This window comes from Sedimentitalea sediminis, from assembly GCF_042687825.1.
Taxonomy (GTDB): Bacteria; Pseudomonadota; Alphaproteobacteria; order Rhodobacterales; family Rhodobacteraceae; genus Sedimentitalea.
This window is the reverse complement of the sequence record NZ_JBHUQE010000013.1, coordinates 74,139-93,757: the sequence shown is the minus strand read 5'-3', so window position 1 is coordinate 93,757 and position 19,619 is coordinate 74,139. Positions and strand designations below refer to the sequence as shown.

The following is a 19,619-nucleotide window of genomic DNA, read 5'->3' as shown; positions in this document are numbered from 1 at the left end:
GTGGCTATGACGCCGACTGGTTCAGAGAAGCATTGAAAGACAAAGGGATACGCGCATGCATCCCCGGTCGAAAGCAGCGCAAGAATACCGTGAAATACGACAAGCGCCGCTATAAACGTCGCAATCGCCCCTCTCGTGACATGGCTGCGCAATGCCCTGCCGGGCAGTGATCGAGATCATGTTCGGCAGGCTCAAGGATTGGCGGCGCGTTGCAACCCGATACGATCGGTGCCCAAAGGTCTTCCTCTCAGCAATCGCCCTCGCGGCCATCGTCATCTACTGGCTTTGAAACTCAATGAGGCCAGACCCTAGGCTTGATGTCCTCGAAATTCAGCGTTCGGATTCTGCCCGATTCCCAGAGTGCTTTGGCGTCCGCATCGCTGGGAGGACAGTCTTTCGGTCTGGTAACGCCGGCGAAACCCTCATGCTTGAGCACTAAGGCGGTCGATGCAAGTTCGACCGCGACCTGCATGAAGACGGTAATCAGCGTGGCGCGGTCAATATCGAATGCCTTGTCATAGGCGTCTTTGTGGCCGGCAATCTCCTCGGCCGCTTTTTTGAGGAAGAGCCCGGAATTGTGAAGCATTGCCGCGCTGATCTCGTCGGTAAGCGGGTGGGATCCGGAGGTGCAGACGTTTGCCATCTATTCCAGTACAACATGGTGCCAAAGACTGTTGCCAACATACCTTTGCAACGACTTCTGTCACGATCTAATAATAGGCGTTTAGCCGTTCGGCTGCCAAACTATGGCCGAATAACCGACTTTAATTTAAGCGGCCATCCAAGTGTCGACTGAAAATGACTTGAACGGGTCGGAAGCGGACACGACTACCCGTATAGGGGACGGCAGCTTCGTCCGCGTTTGGTGAGGTCGATCTGATACAGATTTTGCGTCTGCAGCGAATGACCGGTCTGGCGGGCCGCGGCGCAGCATCCAGACCAGACGTCCAAGGGCAGCAATGGGCCGGAAGCGGCGGCGCCATTAATGACTGAAAGCATGTATCGCGCTGCACTCGGCATAGGGAAACTCTGGCATTCTCGAGCACCCCGAAAAGCGCCCGTATTCAAGGACCGCTTTGTCCAATTAAGGGCTTGAGATACGCCCTATTCACAAAGCCCAGCGTAGTATTAGTCGCCAAGATGAAGCGGCCAGCCCAAGCCCAATTGAATTCAAAATGGCGCTTGGATCAATGTTGTGACGGAAAAGTCAAACATCTCTGACGTCTTACAGGCGTGAGGTGGCGGACCGAGGAGGATTCGAACCCCCGACCCCTTGATTCGTAGTCAAGTACTCTATCCAGCTGAGCTATCGGTCCACTGGAGCGCGATGTAGAATGCGCGGCGCGTGTTTGCAAGGGGAAAGCGCCCGGCCGGGCAAAAAACAGCTCGCCTTGCTTTTGCCAACCGCCGCGTCAGGTGGTCAGCGCCGACAACCCATCTCCGCGCGGCAGGCGGATCTCGAAAATGGTACCGGTTTCGCCGGTCTCTTTCAAAGCGAGTGTTCCGCCGTGACCGCGCACCAACTCGGCCGAGATCGCCAGTCCCAGCCCCGAGCCGCCCTTGCGGGCGCCGCCCTGAAACGGCGTGAACAGGTGTTCGACCGCGCGCGGCGCCAAGCCGGGTCCGGTGTCGCTGACGGCGATCCACCAGGCGTCATCCACCTCGCCCGCCGTGACCAAGACCCGGCCGGCGCGCCCGGTGCTGGTGATCGCCTGGCGCGCGTTGCGTACCAGGTTCAGCAACACCCTGTACAATTGCTCGCCATCTGCACGCAGCGTCAGCATCGGCGGCACCTCGGACACCAAGCTGATCGCCTCGTTTCCGGCCACCAGCCTTTCGCTGTCGATCACATCCGTGACCACATCCGCAAGCCGGATCATGGCCAGGGTCGGCGCCGGTTCCTCGGCGCGGCCGAAGGCCAGTGTGCTTTCACACAACGAGACCGCGCGCGAGATCGAGTTGACCAGTTTCGGAGCCAACCGGCGCACCAGCGGGTCGTCCGAGGTCTCGATCCGGTCGGTGAACAGCTGGGCACTGGTCAGGATGTTGCGCAGATCATGGCTGACCTTGGCCACCGCCCCGCCCAGCTGCGCCAGCCGTTCTTTCTGCTTCAGCGCCTGGGTCAGTTCGGTCTGCAGCTTTTGCAACGCCTCCTCGGCCTCGCGCAGTTCGGTCACACCGGCGCCGGGCTGGATGATGCCGCGGGCATCTTCGGGTGCCGCGGCATAGCGCTGCATATACCCGACGACGCCCCGGATCGGACGCACCAGCAGAACCCGCACGGCCCCGAACAGCAGCAAGGCCGTGATCCCCGAGATCACGGCCGACAGGGCCAGAACCCGCAGTCCATAGTCGATCATCGCCATCCGCAGCGGCGCGGTCTCGATCGTGACCTCGATCAGCAGCCCGGCCTGACGCACCGGAGCACCGATCACCCGAATGATGCTGTTGCCTGGCGTGAACAGCCGCGCCATCGCATCGCGGATCAACACCACCGCTCCCGGATCGCGCAGATCAAAGGTCCGGGCGACGGGCTGCGGCATCGGCGAGCTCAGCATGAGTTGGCGGATTTCATCCCGGCGCAACACGACGTTGAACACCCCGGCCGTCTGCAGCAGTTCGGCCTCGAGCTCGGTCGAGAGCATGTCGTCGGCTTCCAGCGCCAGCGAGGCGATCTGGCCACGCTCGAGCCGATTGAGTAAATAATCCTCGCGAAAACGCGCCACCGAGGGCACAAAGATCAGCACCTCGGCCAGCATCACGAAGACCACGGTGAGAATCAGAAACCGGCCCGAAAGCGTGTTCAAATTGGCGTCCCTTCCCAGTCAGGGAACCCACTTCTGGACCAACCCGACCACTTGTTTGAGTACAGGATTATCAAACAGTCTGGGCGAGAAATAGGCCCCGACGGCACGTTTGTTGATCTCGCCATAGGTCGGGTAAGGGGCGATCATTCCAGCGACCTTGCGCATTTTCAGGTTGTTGGCCAGTACCAGCGCCCAAAGGCCGATCAATTCGCCCGCCCCGTGCCCGACGATGGTCGCACCAATCGGACGGCCGCGCAGCACCATCAGCTTGATTTGACCTGCGGTCCGGCGCTCGGCAACGGCCCGGTCGTTTTCGTCAAAGGCAAAGCGCACGACCTCGACACGCGCGCCATGCCGCTGGCGCGCCTGCGCTTCGGTCAGCCCCACCTGTGCCAACTCGGGATCCGTGTAGATCGCCCATGGAATATGGGCGGTTGCGGCCCGGCTGGGCAAGCCGAACAGTATCGAGCGGATGACGATTCCGGCGTGATACCCGGCGACATGGGTAAACTGCAGCCCCCCCGCAATGTCGCCGATGGCATAGACCCGACGGTTGCTGGTGCGCAGTCCGGCATCCACCTTGATGCCGCCGCCGTCGGTTGCGATCCCGGCGGCCGCGAGGTTCAGCCGTTCGGTATTGGCGACCCGGCCAACGGCCATCAGCAGATGCGACCCGGAAAAGACCCGCCCGTCCCTGGCCTCGATCTCGATCGCCCCGGCGCGTCCGCGGATTTCCGCCGCCATCGCATCCTCGGCGATATCCACCCCCTCGTCGCGCAGCGCTTGCATTACGACACCGGCCGCCTCGGGATCCGCTGGGCCCAGGGCCTTGAACCCCTCGATCACCGTGACCTTGCTGCCCAGGCGCACGTGCGCCTGCGCCATTTCAATGCCGATCGGCCCACCGCCGACAATCAGCAGATGCTTGGGCCGGTCGCGCAGGTCGAACAGGGTCTCGTTGGTCAGATAGGGCACGGTGTCCAGACCCGGTATCGGCGGCACCAGCGGCGACGATCCGGTGGCGATCACGATCCGCCGCGCCGTGATCACGTGATCTCCGGCCTGCACTTCGGTCGGTGACAGAAAGCTGCCATATTCGCGGATCACCCGCACGCCCAGCCCCTCGAACCGCTGTTGGCTGTCCACCGGCGCGATCCGGGCAATGACATCGGCCACGTGCTGCATCACCGCAGCATAGTCCACCTGCGGCGCCGGAGCGATCACACCAAATGCGCCGCCCTGTGCCGTGCCATGCGCCGCCTTGGCTGCCGCGATCAGCGCCTTTGACGGCACGCAGCCATAATTCAGGCAGTCGCCGCCCATCTTGTGGCCTTCCAGCAGCACCACATCGGCGCCCATCTGGCTGGCCCCTGCGGCCACCGAGAGGCCGCCCGATCCGGCCCCGATTACCAGAATATCCGTCTTGATGCGCTGCATGGCGTTCAAAATCCTTTCCGCCCCCGCAGGGTATTGATGACGATCGGCAGCGCTGCCAGGATACACAGGCCCAGGATGGGACCCAGGACATGCGGTTCGCGCAGCAGCGACAGGTCCGGCGTGCCGCCCCGATCAAAGACTTCGCCCAGCCCAACACCGATCCAGGTATAGACAATCGCGCCGGGGATGATGCCCAGCGCCGTGGTCAGGACAAAGTTGCGGAATTTCACTCCCACCAGCGCCGGCAGCAGATTGGCGACAAAGAACGGCACCGCCGGCACCAGCCGCAGCAGGAACAGCACGCTGATCTCGTTCTCGCGCAGCCCCTCCTTCAGGCGCTTGACCCGCCCTTCCGAGGCTTCGAGCCGCGCGGTCAGATACGCGCCCAACCCCCAACGGGCCGCCAGAAAGATGGCGCAGGCGCCGATGGTGGCCGCGGTCACGTTCAGCGCCGTGCCGGCGATCAGCCCAAACAGAAAACCACCGGTCATCGACGTCACCGCGGCCCCCGGCAGCGAAAACGCGACGATCCCGACATAGACGGCGACGAAACCGGCGGCCAGCCCGACAAAATTCTGATCCCGGAACGCCAACAGGGTTTCGCGATTCTGACGCAGGGTCTCGAAGGTCAGCCAGTCGCGAAAGACGAAACCGCCGACCAGAGCAACGCAGAGGATCACCAGCAGCGGGATATAGCGGGCCGGGCCGCGTTTCGGCGTCGAATCAGAGGCGCACATGTGGTCCTGTCCAATAGATCGAAATTCGTGGTATCCAACATGCGTTGCCCGCCGGTAAAACGACAGGGCCATCACGCTGCCTTGATTGCCGGGACCGGTTTCGTGAAAATCGCGCCCGCAGGGGAGATGCCTGAAACATTTGGCCAGATCATCTGTGCAAAATGTTGCAATGCGGCGGCAAATCCGGGCGCAACGGGTTTGACTTACCGGGCAAGCCGCTTTAGAGGACGGGCTTCACAGATGACACCCGGGGGCGATTCCGCGCCGAACCCGACCGCAAGACTGGAGACGGAGCGATGAAACGCACCTTTCAACCCTCGAACCTGGTTCGCAAGCGCCGCCATGGCTTTCGTTCGCGCATGGCCACCAAGGCGGGCCGCAAGATCCTGAACGCGCGCCGTGCGCGTGGCCGCAAGTCGCTGAGCGCATAAGCGCAGCCCCAGTTCTGACGGACATGTCACCGCCGGAGGCCCCCATGGATGGCAACGCCGCCCAGGGGAACAGGCCCCCGGCGGTGTCCGTTTGCGCGCCGATCCCCATCGCAACCCTGAGAAAGCGCGCTGATTTCCTGCGCGCGGCCCGCGCCCAACGCCAAGGCACCGCCAGCATGATGCTGCAGGGACGCGAACGCAGCCCCGGCGAGGCCGAAGGCATCCGCGTCGGGTTCACCTGTTCGAAAAAGGTTGGCAATGCCGTTGCCCGCAACCGCGCCAAACGCCGGCTGCGCGAAGCCGCGCGTCTGGTCCTGCCGGCAGACGGGCGCTGCAGCTGGGATTATGTGCTGATCGGCCGGGCCAAGGCCACCGCTGCGCGCCCCTTTGATCTGTTGCTGGACGATCTGCGCTATGCGCTGCGTCGCGTACACGGCGGGAAATGACACCTGTCGCACATATTCTGGCCCTGCCCGTGCGCGCCTATCGCCTGGTCTTCTCGCCTTGGGTCGGTCACAACTGCCGCTATCAACCCACCTGTTCCGCCTATGCGCTCGAAGCTCTGGAGCGGCATGGCGCGCTAAAGGGCAGCTGGCTGGCCGCGCGCCGCATCGCCCGCTGTCATCCCTTTGGCCGGTCGGGCTATGACCCGGTACCGGGGGCCGACAATCCCGAGGAACCGTCCCCTTAGCCCGGCACCGGCCGACCCTGCCCGGGTCCGCCCCCCTTTCAACAGCCGGCGCAAATTTCCGTGACGCCAGGTGGACAATCGGAAATCCGGGCGTAACTGTGCCCTCACATCTCAGTCAGCAGGAAATCCGCGATGGCCGATCAGACCGAATATACCCCGCCCGAAGTCTGGACCTGGGAGAGCGAAAGCGGCGGCACCTTTGCCAGCATCAACCGCCCGATCGCCGGACCGACCCACGACAAGGACCTGCCGGTAGGCAAGCATCCGTTCCAGCTGTATTCGCTGGCGACGCCCAACGGGGTCAAGGTCACGGTGATGTTCGAGGAATTGCTGGCCCTGGGCGTTGCCGAGGCGGAATATGACGCCTGGCTGATCGATATTGGCGAAGGCGACCAATTCTCCAGCGGCTTTGTGTCGGTGAACCCCAACAGCAAGATCCCCGCACTGATGGATCGCACCACCACGCCGCCGACGCGGGTTTTTGAATCCGGCGCGATCCTGTTGTACCTGGCCGAGAAATTCGGGGCATTTCTGCCCGCTGACCCGGCCAAGCGCCCCGAAATGTTGTCCTGGCTGTTCTGGCAGATGGGCAGCGCCCCCTATCTGGGCGGCGGATTCGGGCATTTCTATTCCTATGCGCCCGACAAGATGGAATACCCGATCAACCGCTTTGCCATGGAGGTCAAACGTCAGCTTGACGTGCTGGACCGGCATCTGGCGGATCACGATTATCTGGCCGGCGCCGAATACACGATCGCCGACATCGCCGTCTGGGCGTGGTATGGGCAGTTGGCGCTGGGCCGGCTCTATAGCGCGGCCCAGTTCCTGGACGTGGCCAGCTATCGCAATGTGATGCGCTGGGCCGAGACCATCGACGCCCGTCCCGCCGTTCAGCGCGGGCGCATGGTCAACCGCACCTTTGGCGCGCCCGAAACCCAACTGCACGAACGCCATGACGCCTCCGATTTCGACATGAGGACCCAGGACAAGATCGGCGAACCGGCCCAGGGCTGACCCGACGGCAAACCGGGATACGGCGCGTTCCCAGCAGTTGTCACGGGCATTTTTGCCGATTTCCATCTCCGGGATGGCAAAATGGGAATTGCCAATCCCCGACCCTGCATGCCCTATGCGCGACAAACAGCGTAAAGGACATGAGGGTATGGCAACCTATTTGAAAACGACTCCCAACCGCGATGGCTATTTCGGACAATATGGCGGGGCGATGCTGCCGCCACCGCTGGAACCGCATTTTGCCGAGATCCGCGACGCCTATGACCGGATCTCGCAATCGGCCGAGTTCATTCGCGATCTGCGCTATATCCGCAAGCATTTCCAGGGCCGCCCGACGCCGATCTCGTATCTCAAGAACCTGTCCGGCCTGTCCGGCGGGGCGCAGATCTATGCCAAACGCGAGGATCTGAACCACACCGGCGCCCACAAGCTGAACCATTGCATGGCCGAGGCGCTGCTGGCCAAACACATGGGCAAGACAAAGCTGATGGCGGAAACCGGTGCTGGCCAGCACGGCGTGGCCCTGGCCACGGCGGCGGCCTATTTCGGCATGGAATGCGAAATCCACATGGGCGAGATCGATATCGAGAAAGAGGCCCCGAATGTCACGCGGATGAAGCTGCTGGGCGCAACCGTCGTGCCTGTAGGGTTTGGCGGACGATCGTTGAAAGAGGCCGTGGACAGCGCCTTTCAGGCCTATGTCCCGCAGGCCGACAAGGCGCTTTTTGCCATCGGCTCGGTGGTTGGACCGCATCCGTTTCCGATGATGGTGCGCAACTTCCAGCACGTGGTCGGCATCGAGGCCCGCGAACAGTTCCTCGAGATGACCGGCGGGCTGCCCGACATCGTCGCAGCCTGTGTCGGCGGCGGCAGCAACGCGATGGGCATCTTTGCCGGTTTCATCGAGGATGAGGACGTGGCGCTCTACGGCGTCGAACCCCTGGGCACCTCGTCCAAGCTGGGCGATCACGCCGCCACCATCACCTATGGCGAGGATGGCGACATTCACGGGTTCCGCACCATGGTGCTGAAGGATGACCAGGGCGAGCCGGCACCTGTTCACACCGTAGCCTCGGGGCTGGACTATCCCGGCGTCGGGCCGGAACACGCGCATCTCTATCGCACCGGCAAGGCCAATTACACCGCCTGCAACGACAAAGACGCGCTGGCGGCGTTCTACGCGCTGTCGCGTCACGAGGGTATCATCCCGGCGCTGGAAAGCGCACACGCGGTGGCCTTTGCCATGCGCGCGGCCAAGGAAAATCCCGGCAAGTCGATCCTGATCAACCTGTCCGGCCGCGGCGACAAGGATATCGAATACGTGACGGAAACCTTTGGTTTCGGGGATGAATAGGCCCTTTTGACCTGGCCTGCGGGCGGCGGTTTCGCCGCCCTGACCAGGGGCCGCGCGCCTCCGGCATATGACCGCGCGGCCCTTGCCGGTGCGCAGCAAGTCCACTAAAGCACAGGGATGCTGGATCAGCACGACATACATCCTCTTTTTGCCGGGGCACCATCGACCACCGAGTTCAAAAAGCTGCGCAAGCGCATCGTCCGCCACACGCGCGAGGCGATCGAGCAATATGGCATGGTCGAACCCGACGCGCACGATCCTGACGCGCCGCGGGCCCGCTGGCTGGTCTGCTTGTCCGGTGGCAAGGACAGCTATACCCTGCTGGCGGTGCTGCACGAACTGCAATGGCGCGGGTTGCTGCCGGTCGATATCCTGGCCTGCAATCTGGATCAGGGGCAGCCGGGGTTTCCCGCCACGGTCCTGCCCGCGTTTCTGGAAAAGATGCGTGTACCGCATCGGATCGAATATCAGGACACCTATTCCATCGTCATGGACAAGGTCCCGCAGGGGCGTACCTATTGCGCCCTGTGTTCGCGGCTGCGGCGCGGAAACCTCTATAGAATCGCCCGCGAAGAAGGCTGTTCCGCGGTGGTTCTGGGCCATCATCGCGACGACATTCTGGAAACCTTTTTCATGAACCTGTTTCATGGTGGACGGCTGGCGACGATGCCACCCAAGCTGGTGAACGAAGAAGGCGATCTGTTCGTCTATCGCCCGCTGGCCCATGTCGCCGAGGCCGATTGCGCGCGTTTCGCGGCCGCGATGAACTATCCGATCATTCCCTGCGATCTCTGCGGCAGCCAGGACGGTCTGCAGCGCCAGCAGGTCAAGCGCATTCTCGACGACTGGGAGGCGAACAGCCCCGGACGACGGCAGGTGATTTTCCGGGCCCTGATGAACGCCCGCCCCAGCCATCTTTTGGACCCGCGTTTGTTCGACTTTGCCGGGCTGATGCGCGGGTCGGGACAAAATAGGAACAATCTGCACGAAATTCCGCATTTGCGTTAACCCCAAGGTCAGACCGCACTGCCTACCTTCGCCCGGCGCCCCGTGCCAGCAAGCGAAAGGTCCACCGTATGAAACACCCGCAGTCCGGCAAGCTGACCCGACTTCAAAATCGGTTCATTCCGGTTCTGACCGGACCTCCGATCCTGGCTTTCCTGCCTGCGATCACGCTGGGCGCCTTCTGGCTGGGCGGTGAAAAGGCCCTGGTCGTGGCCTCGCTGACGCTGCCGCTGCTGTTCGCGGTTGTCGGGGTCTTTGGCGGCTGGACCAACAGGACCGGCGTGCCGCGCGACAGTGTGACGGGGCTGTTGATGCGTGACGGTTTTGATGCCGTGATCGGGCAGGTTTACGAGGATACCGAAACATCGGGCCTACGCTCGGCCTGTTTCGTGCTGGAGCTGGATGACTATTCCGAGGTCGTGGAACGCCATGGCCAGTCCGCCGCCGATACCGTGGTTCAGCGCTGCGGCGAACGCATCATCTCGGTGCTGCGCGACGGCGACACTGTGGCCCGGATCGGCGATAGCCGTTTTGCCATCTGCCTGATGGCGGTGCGCCAGATGGATTTGGAATTGTGCATCCAACTGGCGGGACGCATGCAGACCGCCATCGAGGAACCGGTGTCGCTGGACGGGGTCTCGGTCTACGTGTCCTGCTCCATCGGTTTCTGCCTGCGCAGCCGGGCGCCAGGCACGTCGGGCCAGGACTGGCTCGAGGCCGCGACGGCGGCACTGATCGATGCCCGCCAGGCCGCACCTTCGGCGATCCGCGCCTATTCGGCCGAAATTCATCGCAAGACCAAGGCCCGCAGCGATTTGCGCGACGATGCCGCCGCAGCGCTGGAAAACGGCCAGATCCAGCCCTGGTATCAACCGCAGATTTCCACCGATACAGGCAAGGTCACCGGGTTCGAGGCGCTGGCGCGCTGGACCCACCCAGTGCATGGCATGATCGCGCCCGACATGTTCCTGCCAGCGATGGAAGAGGCCGGTTTGCTGGAACGTCTCGGTCAGGTCATGCTGTACCACGCGCTGACGGCCCTAAAGGCCTGGGACAGCGCCGGTGTCGACGTTCCGCGCGTGGGGGTGAATTTCGCGTCCGATGAATTGCGCAATCCGGGTCTGGTGGACAAGGTCCGTTGGGAACTGGACCGGTTCGAACTGGCCCCGGAACGCCTGTCGGTCGAGATTCTGGAAACCGTTGTCACCGACAGTCCGGATGACTGCGTCACGCGCAACATCGCCGGGCTGGCGGCCATGGGCTGTCGCATTGATCTAGACGACTTCGGCACCGGACATGCCTCTATCGCCTCGATCCGCCGTTTCGCGATTTCGCGGATCAAGATCGACCGCTCCTTTGTGATGAAGGCCGACCGAGATCCCGAACAGCAACGCCTGATCGGCGCCGTTCTGACCATGGCGGAACGGCTGGAACTGGAAACCCTGGCCGAGGGTGTGGAGACCGTCGGCGAACACGCGCTGCTGGCGCAGCTGGGGTGCGACCATGTGCAGGGGTTCGGAATCGCCCGCCCCATGCCCTTTGATCAGACTCTGGACTGGATCACCGCGCATCAGGCGAAATTGCAGGATGCCCCCAAGATTGGCCGCGACGTGGGCTAACCCATACTCTTCCGAAAGGCGAATGCCGGCCCGGTCCGGCGGTTTTCCGGGCGAATCCGCTTGACCTTTGGGGCTTCTCTCTGTTGAACCCACCCTGTCTTCGCAGCACAAGGTGGCAGTCCCCTATGGACGATCAGAACAAGAACCTCATCCTCGCAACCGCTCTCAGCTTTGTCGTGATCCTGGTGTGGTTCGTGCTCTTTCCGCCGCCCGAACCGACCCCGGCTCCGGAAACCGAAACCACGGGACAGGTCATCGCCGAAGACACACTGGCCACCGCGCCGACCCCCGCCCAGGCACCCGCCACCGGAACCGCGCAGGTGGCCGCGACACAGACGGGCCTGAGCGAGGCTCCGCGCGTGAAGATCGACACGCCGCGTCTGACCGGCAGCATCTCGCTGCTGGGCGGCCGCATCGACGACCTGTCGCTGAAGGATTACCGCGAGACCCGCGATCCCGGATCGCCCATCGTCACGCTGTTGTCTCCGGTCGGCACGCCGGCGGCCTATTACGCCCTTTACGGGTGGGCCCCTGGCGCGGGGCTGGCACCAGAGGATGTGCCCGGCGCCAACACCGAATGGGCCGTCCAGCGCGGCGATACGCTGGGCGTCGGCCGCCCGGTAACTCTGGTCTGGCGCAATGACAAGGGCATGACCTTTCGCCGAGAACTGGCGATCGACGACGATTACATGTTCACCGTGACGCAGTCGGTCGAGAACGGTTCGGACAGCAGCGCAAGCCTGGCCCCCTACGGCATCCTGGCCCGCCATGGCGAACCCCAGGAGATGAAGAATTTCTTCATTCTGCACGAGGGCGTGGTCTCGATGGCCGACGCCACCCTGACCGAAACCGACTATGACGACATGACCGATTTCACTGTTGACGCCCGCGAAGGCGCCCGCGCCGAGGTGGTCCAGGTCAGCAACAATGGCTGGATCGGCTTCACGGACCATTTCTGGATGTCCACGCTGATCCCGGCCCCCGGCAGCGCGTTCAAATCCGTGGCCAAATATGACGAGCGACGGGACATCTATCAGACCGAGGCCGTGCTGCCGACCGAAACCGTCAATTCCGGCCAGACCGTGACAGTCACGACCCGGCTGTTTGCCGGGGCAAAAGAATGGGAAACCCTGCGGGCTTACGAAAGCGCAGGTATCCAGAACTTTATCGACAGCATCGACTGGGGATGGTTCTTTTTCCTGACCAAACCGATTTTCTGGCTGCTGCACAACCTCAACCAGATGATCGGCAACATGGGCTGGTCGATCATCGGCCTGACCCTGATCATCAAGGCGCTGCTCTTCCCGCTGGCGTTCAAATCCTACGTTTCGATGGCCAAAATGAAGGAACTGCAGCCGCAGATGGAGGCGCTGAAGGAGAAGGCCGGCGACGACCGTCAGAAGATGCAGCAGGGCATGATGGAACTGTACAAGCGGGAAAAGGTGAACCCCGCCGCCGGCTGTTTGCCGATCCTGCTGCAAATCCCAATCTTCTTTTCGCTGTACAAGGTGATCTTTGTCACAATCGAATTGCGCCAGGCCCCGTGGTTCGGCCCGTTCCAGGACCTGTCGGCGCCCGACCCGACCTCGATCATGAACCTGTTCGGTCTGCTGCCCAATGCCGGTCCCGAACCCGGCTCCCTGATGGCAACGGTCTTTATCGGGATTCTGCCCCTGCTGCTGGGCATCTCGATGTGGCTGCAGCAAAAGCTGAATCCGGCCCCCTCGGACCCCACGCAGCAAATGATCTTTGCCTGGATGCCCTGGGTCTTCATGTTCATGCTGGGCAGCTTTGCCAGCGGTCTGGTGGTCTACTGGATTGCCAACAACACGATCACCTTTACCCAGCAATACCTGATCATGCGCAGCCAGGGCTACAAGCCCGACGTGTTCGGCAACATCAAGTCTGGCTTCAACAGAAAGGCCAAGACGGAAAAGAAATGACCGGCGCTTTCACCAACCTCTGGCGGTATCCGATCCAGCGCCCCGGACGCGATCCGCTGCGGACCGCCAAATCGATTGCCGGGCAGCTCCTGTCCGGTAATCGGCCGCGGGATGCGCAGCGTCGGGATCCGGGCAAATTCAGCCTCGGTGCTGCGTGCCTGTTCCCCCGGCGGACCGACGTTTGCGACAGGGTTGAGGTTCGGGGATGAAAATGCGCTTTACCGAGGCGGAGACCCCGGATGCCGCCACCACAGAACGGGGCAGACTGCTATTTGCCCGCCAATCCGAATTCATCAAGGGCGTCGTCGCCATGTCGGGCCTGCCGCCGGCGGATCGGGTCGAGATCTGTTTCGCCGGACGCAGCAATGTCGGCAAGTCCACACTGATCAATGCGCTGACCGGCACCAAAGCGCTGGCCCGGGCCTCGAACACGCCCGGACGCACGCAAGAGATCAACTATTTCACGCAGGGCGACGCGCTCTATCTGGTGGATCTGCCCGGCTATGGATATGCCAACGCGCCGCGCCCGGTGGTCGAGAAATGGCAGAAATTGCTGAGACAATACCTGTCCGGTCGGGCGACGCTGCGCCGCGCCTTTGTGCTGATCGACGCGCGGCACGGGATAAAGGCGGTGGACGAGGAGATACTGGCATTGCTGGACAGTGCGGCGGTCACGTTTCAATGCGTGCTGACCAAGGCCGACAAGGTCAAGGCGGCCGACCGCGCCCGGGTCCTGGACCAGGTGCGCACCGCGCTGGCCAGGCACCCGGCAGCCTTTCCCGAGATCGTGATGACATCGTCGGAAAAAGGTGACGGAATCACAACGCTGCGCGCGATCATCGCAGGGCTGATCTAGCCGGCCCTTGCAGGCACAGCGCAATCCGTGACATCTCCAAAAGCATCGGATGACCAGAATGAAGACACAGAACATGAACCGCGACTGGATTGCCACGGCGGCCACGCTGTCAAGCGCCCTGCCCTATCTGCAGCGCTATACCGACGCGATCGTCGTGATCAAGCTGGGTGGCCATGCCATGGGCAGCGACGAGGCCATGGACACCTTTGCCCGCGACATCGTGCTGATGCAGCAGGTCGGGGTGAACCCCGTCATCGTGCATGGCGGTGGCCCGATGATCAATGCTCTGCTGGACAAGCTGGACATCAAGTCCGATTTCGTCAACGGCAAACGTGTCACCGATCAAGCCACGGTGGAAGTCGTCGAGATGGTGCTGTCGGGCCTGGTGAACAAGCGTATCGTGCAGGCAATCAACCGCCAGGGCGGACGTGCCGTCGGACTGTCGGGTAAGGATGCCAACCTGATGGTCTGCGACCAGACCGATCCCGCTCTGGGGTTCGTCGGCACGCCGGCGCTGATGGATCCGCAACTGCTGCACCGGCTGTTCGAACATGACATGATCCCGGTGATCGCACCATTGGGGGCGGGACGGAATGGCGAAACCTTTAACGTCAATGGCGACACCGCCGCCGGGGCCATCGCCGGCGCGCTCAAGGCCGACCGCCTGCTATTGCTGACCGATGTCTCGGGTGTCAAGAACGCCGAGGGTCAGGTCGTCACCGAGCTGAAGGCCGAACAAATTCGCCAGATGACGCGAGACGGCGTCATCGCCGGCGGCATGATTCCCAAGACCGAGACGGCGCTGGATGCAATCGGCAGCGGCGTGCGCGCCGTGGTCATCCTGGACGGGCGCGCGCCAAATGCGTGCCTGCTGGAGCTGTTCACCGAACACGGTGCCGGCTCTCTGATCCGGCCCGACTGACCCGCCCCGGTTTTCTCCGGAGGCTGATTACCCGGCTTCCCGCGACTGTGTCGAGCTTGTTGCACCGTTAACGGAGCCGCTCCTTGCCGCTTTATGGCAGGATGTTTCAGGGGAGCAGGTCAATTTCAATCTCAGATACAAGCATGTGCTTGAGGCTATCACAAAGCGTGCTTGGTCAAACCGAGGTGTCCGGTCGAAAGGGGGGGACCAGTTCAGCCAGCGCCGGGCGGGCAGCCAAGACTGCTGGTCATGCATTCAGCCGGAGCCGACCCCAAAAAGGGCTACCAGCAGCATTCGGATCGGCACTTGGGAATCGACATACCGGAGATCTGTATGGCCGCGGTAATCCGCCAGATGCGAATGGATACCGCCCGGATCAACAGCTTAAAGGAACCCAGCATGATCTGGGCACCACAATCTGGACATAGGCCGTGACAGAGACGCCGATAATCATTCGGCGTGCGCATGCCGCATGCAGCCCTCACTGCCACATCCCGGCTTCTCGCCCCCCGGACCGCCTTGGGATCGAGCTAACCAGCCTTTGCATATCCTTTTGCAATAGCTTCAAATGGAAGCTCAATGGAACCAAACCGCGCCGGGAATTCTCGCGCGGCGCAGAAGACCGATAGCTCGGCCCAAGCCAGAGGAAAGTCTTTGTTTTCCCCCCTCAGCAAACCTGAAAGCCTATGCCCAGCTTCCGCAATCTGACTTTCCGTTTGTCCGATGCCCGCGCGTATGATGATCCCCAGCGAGGCCATTCCAAGGGTGCAAGCTCGTCCTTTCCAACCGATTTCCGTCAAGATTCCATTATGAATTCTTAAGTCCAAAGTCATCATGCTGCCGCAGACTGGGCTGCGACAGGTCACGCACACATCGGGTTTATCCAACCGCTGGTCATTGCGCACCCGAGCCGCATATTCTCGGATGCGTGGTTGGTAAAGTGTGGTCAGTGCTGCTTCGGAGCGAGGCATGCTCAGTCTTCTTCTGCACCTCGTGCGGTCTGACGCCCGAGCACCGCAAGAAACTGTATCGCTAAATGCAGCCCACGGCGCACATCTTCGTCCCCTGCTGCACGTAGCAGTCCCATACGGGAGGGCACCGGCATTCGGGCTGCCTGGTTTGTCGCATAGCGGGCAGCGTTAGAGAGCATCCAGGCATTACTGATAAAATCCTCATAGCCTGCCATCATTTTTTGGATCATGGCATCGTCCGCCATGTCCACACCGTCCGCCGCAAGCGAGAGTAAATCCACGACATTATGAAAACGGCGCCCTTGGATTAATGGCGCTACTTTGTTTGCGAGATCGATCAAGCCGGCTTCGGTCGCTTGATCTGCAAAAGCGCTTTCTTGGCTCAGCCGTTCGAGAAGCGGCGCGTCCGCTCCGGTTTTGGTGGGATTTGCCATGACGGCCTCCTTAAAAAAGTTTGAGATTTTAGACGATACCGCGCGCTACAGACCAATAAATCCCACGGTTAAAGGCCTTGCGCATAAGCCCACCGACCTTTGTTGGGGGAGTAGGGTGTACGTCTTCGTCATAGTCATACCAAAGCGGCATGCCTGCCTCGAGGCCCATCTGGGCAATAGCCTGCACCTTGCCGTCATAGACGTCGACGGTCTGGCCTAACCGGATGTCCCCAGCAATGTTATTCGCAATCACCGGTGATTGGTTGTGGCACGATCCACCCGCCTTCGAAATCGGAAGATCAACCGTATCGCCCATTATGTAAGCGTTGGGGTACCCTTCCAGTTGCAGGGTTTGGCGGTCAGTTGGCAACCAGCCCTCATTGTTTGGTGCCTGCGACACGCCACTTTGCAGGACGGCATCAACGGCGCGGATTGGCGGAGTGGACATGAGGATGTCGAAATCCTGTTCCTCGCCTTCTGCCGAGATTGCGACCTTTCGTTCAGCGTCCACCTTGGCCAGAGTAAAGCCACGTTCAAATTTGATCCCGCGCTCTTCAAAGATAGGCGGCAGAACGTTGCAGACCTCTTCCTGAAGGAACAGGCAGTTGCGCAGCAGCTGCGAAACCGTCGGATAGGTATAGACGATCTCGACCTGATCGCGCACTCCCTTGCGGCGCAGATACTCATCAAGCATCAGCGTGGTTTCCAACGGCGCGATCCCGCATTGGTGCGGCACGTTGGGCGTCTCGGGGAAGTTCACGGTGATGAACACACGCCCCTTTTCCAGCTTACGCAACTTTTCCGATAGCTGGCGCGCGGGGTCATACTGGTAAAAGTAGTCTCCTGCTTCCTTCAGCCCTTCGATCCGTTCAGGGGCCGGGATACAGCCGGTCGAAACCACGATATAGTCGTATCCAACAGTCTTGCCACTCGCGGTTTTTACTTTTGAACCGGCAAAGTCGAAGGAATCCACCCTATCGACCTGAAAGTCGATCTCCGGGCGCAACAGGGTGTGTTGCTGCCGGCGCAGTTCACCCTTAAAAAACATATCGAAAGCGACATACATGAAGGCCGGTTTGTAGTAGTGCCACGGGCTGTCCGACAGCAAGGTTACTTTGACCTTCCCGGACGAAACCTCGGGATACATCTTGTTGACAATGCTGTTCGCCGTCATTGTTCCGCCGATACCGCCGCCGACGACGAGTATGTGTTTCTGCATGATAACCCCTCCTCCTTTTCCAAGAATCCCCGCGGGAAGCCACAAGACCCTTCCTTCAGCCGCGCTTGATCTCAGAGGGGAATTGTGCCTAAATATTCATCTTTTCCAAGCTCAGACCTTTCCAAACTGGAAACTCAGAGGGGTGTAAACCTTGATAAGGACGCCAGAGAAATGGTGATGGAGGATGAAGACGATCAGCGATCCGACGCTATGCGGGCTGAAGTGCAGGCGCAAATCATAGAATGCCTAAACCGGTTTTATGCCATGGAAACTGGAATGTGGGGCAGTCCGGTTGATTGCTTGATAATACGAACGGTGGTGCAGGGCAAAATTCAGGGAAAACTATATGACATTTCCGCCCTTTCCGATGTTCTAGATCTTCCCATCAGCACTCTTCACCGGAAAATCGGATTTTTGGTAAATAATGGTTTTCTGGTGCGCGAACCCAGGGGCAAATCCGTCTATATTTCCCCGACAGACAGAACAAAGATCGCATTGGATAAATCATTCGAAACCATGGTCGCGACATTACGCCGCCTTTACAAAGGCGATATCGATTTTGACCTAAAATCCGTTTCCTCCTCCATTTTTCAGTAGAGTCCGTCCAGACAAAGGATGGATAACAAAACGCAGATTTTCGGACCAACAGATCACCGGAATGGTCAAAGAGTGCGTAGCGGGTGCCACGGCGCAGGAAGTAGGGCATCAGCGACGCAGCGTTCCACAAGTACAAGGCCCTGTTAGGTTCCAGACCCATTGATTTGTTTGCAGACGCCGCACGGTGCTGATTCAAGTTTCTGGATTTCACGAGACGCGATGAGCAATCTACTGTGGCTGACGGACGAGCAGATGGCGTGGCTCCGGCCCTGGTTTCCAGAGAGCCACGGCAAGCCACGCGTCGGGGACCGATGCCCAAAGGTGTTCCTGTCAGGAATTGCGATCGCTTCCACCGCCTTGTTCCGGCTGTAAATCAACGAGTCTGGAGCCAGAATTTTCAGGTACAGACACGAAGATTTGGAAATTATTGTGAGACCTGATCCGCAATACGTATACGTCGATGCACAGGACGCGGACCGGGTTTCGATCGCCGGGAATTGGCGGGCGTTTTCGACGTTCTCTGTCAAGGAACACCAATTGGTTCACTGCATCGCCAATCTGGATCGAAAATTGAAAAACGGAGCGCGTCAGTTCCCGTATTTGGACGCATGAACCCAAAGGTCTGAATTAGATAGAATCATTTTAAAGATGATCAACTCAAAAAACGATCCCCCGAACGTTTCGTCGGCTCTTTTAAAGAAGATTGAATTACTTTCTGTTGAATACCGACCGTGCTTTTCAATCATAGACTTTCTGTTGCCCGACAAGGCGACCCTTGCGCTATGGAAATGCTGGGCTTCCTCGGTGGGTTCGCCGCGAACGGCGCAAAAGACGGATCTCGCCAAGCATAGGATTTCACACGCTCCGGCAATGGACCCTATGATGTTGCCGCCTGTCATGCTTATCTGGACATCGAGGCGGGCCGGGATTGCATGCGGAACGGTTGCGCCGCGCGCCGCGCCTGTCCCGTCAGCCCGGCTGCCAAACGTCGCCCCGCCCAATCCGCCCTGCATATGAAAGCGTTCCATCCCTCATGACCCGAACCCTGATCCTGATGCGCCACGCAAAGTCCAGCTGGGACCACCCCACATTGTCTGATCACGACCGCCCCCTGAACAGCCGGGGACAACGCGCTGCCAGATCATTGGGAAAATGGCTGGCCGCGCAACCGTGGCAGCCGGACCAGGCCCTGGTTTCTTCTGCGGTGCGCACCCGCCAGACCTATGCCGGTCTGGACCTGTCCCTGCCCGCCGACTTTACCCCGTCGCTGTATCACGCGGATTCCGCCGCGATGCAGATGGTTCTGGAAATGGCACAGGGCGACACGGTATTGATGATCGGCCACAATCCCGGCATCAGCATCTTTGCCGCCGAAATGGTGGCGCAACCGCCCGACCACCCACGCTTTCGCGATTTTCCGACCGGGGCTACCGTGATCGTTGAATTTGACATCGATCACTGGTCGCAGATCGACCCGGGCACTGGCCGGGTGCTGGATTTTGTCATCCCGCGTGAATTGCCCGACTAGCCGCGGCTGACCCGCAGCCCGCGGTTTGCCACCCCAGGGGCAACGGGTCCGCGC

Annotated in this window: 20 protein-coding genes, 1 tRNA gene and 2 pseudogenes; 14 read left to right on the top strand and 9 right to left on the bottom strand. The window is 60.9% G+C overall.

From position 1 onward, the window contains the following. Positions 1-289: pseudogene (locus tag ACFMPD_RS12130) on the top strand (transposase); the annotation flags it as partial. 3 nt (positions 290-292) lie between these two features. Here the strand turns inward: ACFMPD_RS12130 and ACFMPD_RS12125 are convergent. The 5 genes from ACFMPD_RS12125 to ACFMPD_RS12105 form a co-directional block, all read right to left on the bottom strand. Then, positions 293-643: a hypothetical protein gene (locus ACFMPD_RS12125; protein WP_380994592.1), complete on the bottom strand. Its 351-nt coding sequence runs from the start codon at positions 641-643 to the stop codon at positions 293-295. Between the two features lie 596 nt (positions 644-1,239). Beyond that, positions 1,240-1,316, bottom strand: a tRNA-Arg gene (locus ACFMPD_RS12120). 96 nt (positions 1,317-1,412) lie between these two features. Continuing rightward, positions 1,413-2,759 (bottom strand): sensor histidine kinase, encoded by a 1,347-nt coding sequence (locus ACFMPD_RS12115; RefSeq protein ID WP_380994597.1) that lies wholly within the window; start codon positions 2,757-2,759, stop codon positions 1,413-1,415. 66 nt (positions 2,760-2,825) lie between these two features. Beyond that, positions 2,826-4,244 (bottom strand): dihydrolipoyl dehydrogenase family protein, encoded by a 1,419-nt coding sequence (locus tag ACFMPD_RS12110; protein WP_380994590.1) that lies wholly within the window; start codon positions 4,242-4,244, stop codon positions 2,826-2,828. A gap of 5 nt (positions 4,245-4,249) precedes the next feature. Beyond that, positions 4,250-4,981, bottom strand: coding sequence for a TVP38/TMEM64 family protein (locus ACFMPD_RS12105; protein ID WP_380994595.1), 732 nt, complete (start codon positions 4,979-4,981; stop codon positions 4,250-4,252). Positions 4,982-5,277: 296 nt separating this feature from the next. Between ACFMPD_RS12105 and rpmH the strand changes: the two genes are divergently transcribed. The 10 genes from rpmH (at position 5,278) to argB (ending at position 14,816) form a co-directional block, all read left to right on the top strand. Continuing rightward, positions 5,278-5,412 carry a 50S ribosomal protein L34 gene (rpmH, locus tag ACFMPD_RS12100; RefSeq protein ID WP_072775959.1) on the top strand — a complete coding sequence of 45 codons (135 nt, stop codon included), beginning with the start codon at positions 5,278-5,280 and terminating at the stop codon, positions 5,410-5,412. Between the two features lie 23 nt (positions 5,413-5,435). Then, entirely contained in the window at positions 5,436-5,858 is a 423-nt protein-coding gene (gene rnpA / locus ACFMPD_RS12095) for a ribonuclease P protein component (RefSeq protein ID WP_380994588.1), read from the top strand. Further along, complete coding sequence (gene yidD, locus ACFMPD_RS12090) at positions 5,855-6,103, top strand: membrane protein insertion efficiency factor YidD (protein WP_380994585.1); 249 nt, start codon at positions 5,855-5,857, stop codon at positions 6,101-6,103. The genes rnpA and yidD overlap by 4 nt, the downstream gene beginning before the upstream one ends. A 132-nt stretch (positions 6,104-6,235) precedes the next feature. Further along, the gene (gene yghU, locus ACFMPD_RS12085) at positions 6,236-7,117 is read left to right on the top strand and encodes a glutathione-dependent disulfide-bond oxidoreductase (RefSeq protein ID WP_380994582.1); all 882 of its coding nucleotides are present in this window, start codon (positions 6,236-6,238) and stop codon (positions 7,115-7,117) included. A 148-nt stretch (positions 7,118-7,265) separates the two neighbouring features. After that, entirely contained in the window at positions 7,266-8,471 is a 1,206-nt protein-coding gene (trpB, locus tag ACFMPD_RS12080; protein ID WP_380994579.1) for a tryptophan synthase subunit beta, read from the top strand. Positions 8,472-8,588: 117 nt separating this feature from the next. Then, entirely contained in the window at positions 8,589-9,479 is an 891-nt protein-coding gene (gene ttcA / locus ACFMPD_RS12075) for a tRNA 2-thiocytidine(32) synthetase TtcA (protein ID WP_380994577.1), read from the top strand. Between the two features lie 68 nt (positions 9,480-9,547). Beyond that, entirely contained in the window at positions 9,548-11,095 is a 1,548-nt protein-coding gene (locus tag ACFMPD_RS12070) for a putative bifunctional diguanylate cyclase/phosphodiesterase (protein ID WP_380994574.1), read from the top strand. A 125-nt stretch (positions 11,096-11,220) separates the two neighbouring features. After that, the gene (gene yidC / locus ACFMPD_RS12065; RefSeq protein ID WP_380994571.1) at positions 11,221-13,038 is read left to right on the top strand and encodes a membrane protein insertase YidC; all 1,818 of its coding nucleotides are present in this window, start codon (positions 11,221-11,223) and stop codon (positions 13,036-13,038) included. A 205-nt stretch (positions 13,039-13,243) separates the two neighbouring features. Then, positions 13,244-13,894, top strand: a complete 651-nt coding sequence (yihA, locus tag ACFMPD_RS12060) for a ribosome biogenesis GTP-binding protein YihA/YsxC (protein ID WP_380994569.1) — start codon at positions 13,244-13,246, stop codon at positions 13,892-13,894. A gap of 58 nt (positions 13,895-13,952) precedes the next feature. After that, positions 13,953-14,816 carry an acetylglutamate kinase gene (argB, locus tag ACFMPD_RS12055; RefSeq protein ID WP_380994567.1) on the top strand — a complete coding sequence of 288 codons (864 nt, stop codon included), beginning with the start codon at positions 13,953-13,955 and terminating at the stop codon, positions 14,814-14,816. Between the two features lie 530 nt (positions 14,817-15,346). Here the strand turns inward: argB and ACFMPD_RS12050 are convergent. The 3 genes from ACFMPD_RS12050 to ACFMPD_RS12040 are packed head-to-tail and all read right to left on the bottom strand — an operon-like array spanning position 15,347 to position 17,440. Continuing rightward, the gene (locus ACFMPD_RS12050) at positions 15,347-15,787 is read right to left on the bottom strand and encodes an iron-sulfur cluster assembly scaffold protein (protein WP_380994565.1); all 441 of its coding nucleotides are present in this window, start codon (positions 15,785-15,787) and stop codon (positions 15,347-15,349) included. Between the two features lie 2 nt (positions 15,788-15,789). Then, positions 15,790-16,221, bottom strand: a complete 432-nt coding sequence (locus ACFMPD_RS12045; protein WP_380994563.1) for a DUF1641 domain-containing protein — start codon at positions 16,219-16,221, stop codon at positions 15,790-15,792. Between the two features lie 28 nt (positions 16,222-16,249). After that, positions 16,250-17,440, bottom strand: coding sequence for an NAD(P)/FAD-dependent oxidoreductase (locus ACFMPD_RS12040; RefSeq protein ID WP_380994561.1), 1,191 nt, complete (start codon positions 17,438-17,440; stop codon positions 16,250-16,252). A gap of 171 nt (positions 17,441-17,611) precedes the next feature. Between ACFMPD_RS12040 and ACFMPD_RS12035 the strand changes: the two genes are divergently transcribed. Further along, positions 17,612-18,037: an ArsR family transcriptional regulator gene (locus ACFMPD_RS12035; protein WP_380994559.1), complete on the top strand. Its 426-nt coding sequence runs from the start codon at positions 17,612-17,614 to the stop codon at positions 18,035-18,037. 219 nt (positions 18,038-18,256) lie between these two features. After that, positions 18,257-18,349, top strand: a pseudogene (locus ACFMPD_RS12030) (IS5/IS1182 family transposase); the annotation flags it as partial. Between the two features lie 275 nt (positions 18,350-18,624). On the opposite strand, the gene ACFMPD_RS12025 reads toward ACFMPD_RS12030, so the two are convergent. After that, positions 18,625-19,065, bottom strand: a complete 441-nt coding sequence (locus ACFMPD_RS12025) for a hypothetical protein (RefSeq protein WP_380994557.1) — start codon at positions 19,063-19,065, stop codon at positions 18,625-18,627. A gap of 5 nt (positions 19,066-19,070) precedes the next feature. On the opposite strand from ACFMPD_RS12025, the gene ACFMPD_RS12020 reads away from it, so the two are divergent. Next, entirely contained in the window at positions 19,071-19,565 is a 495-nt protein-coding gene (locus ACFMPD_RS12020) for a SixA phosphatase family protein (RefSeq protein WP_380994554.1), read from the top strand. Positions 19,566-19,619 lie beyond the last annotated feature (54 nt).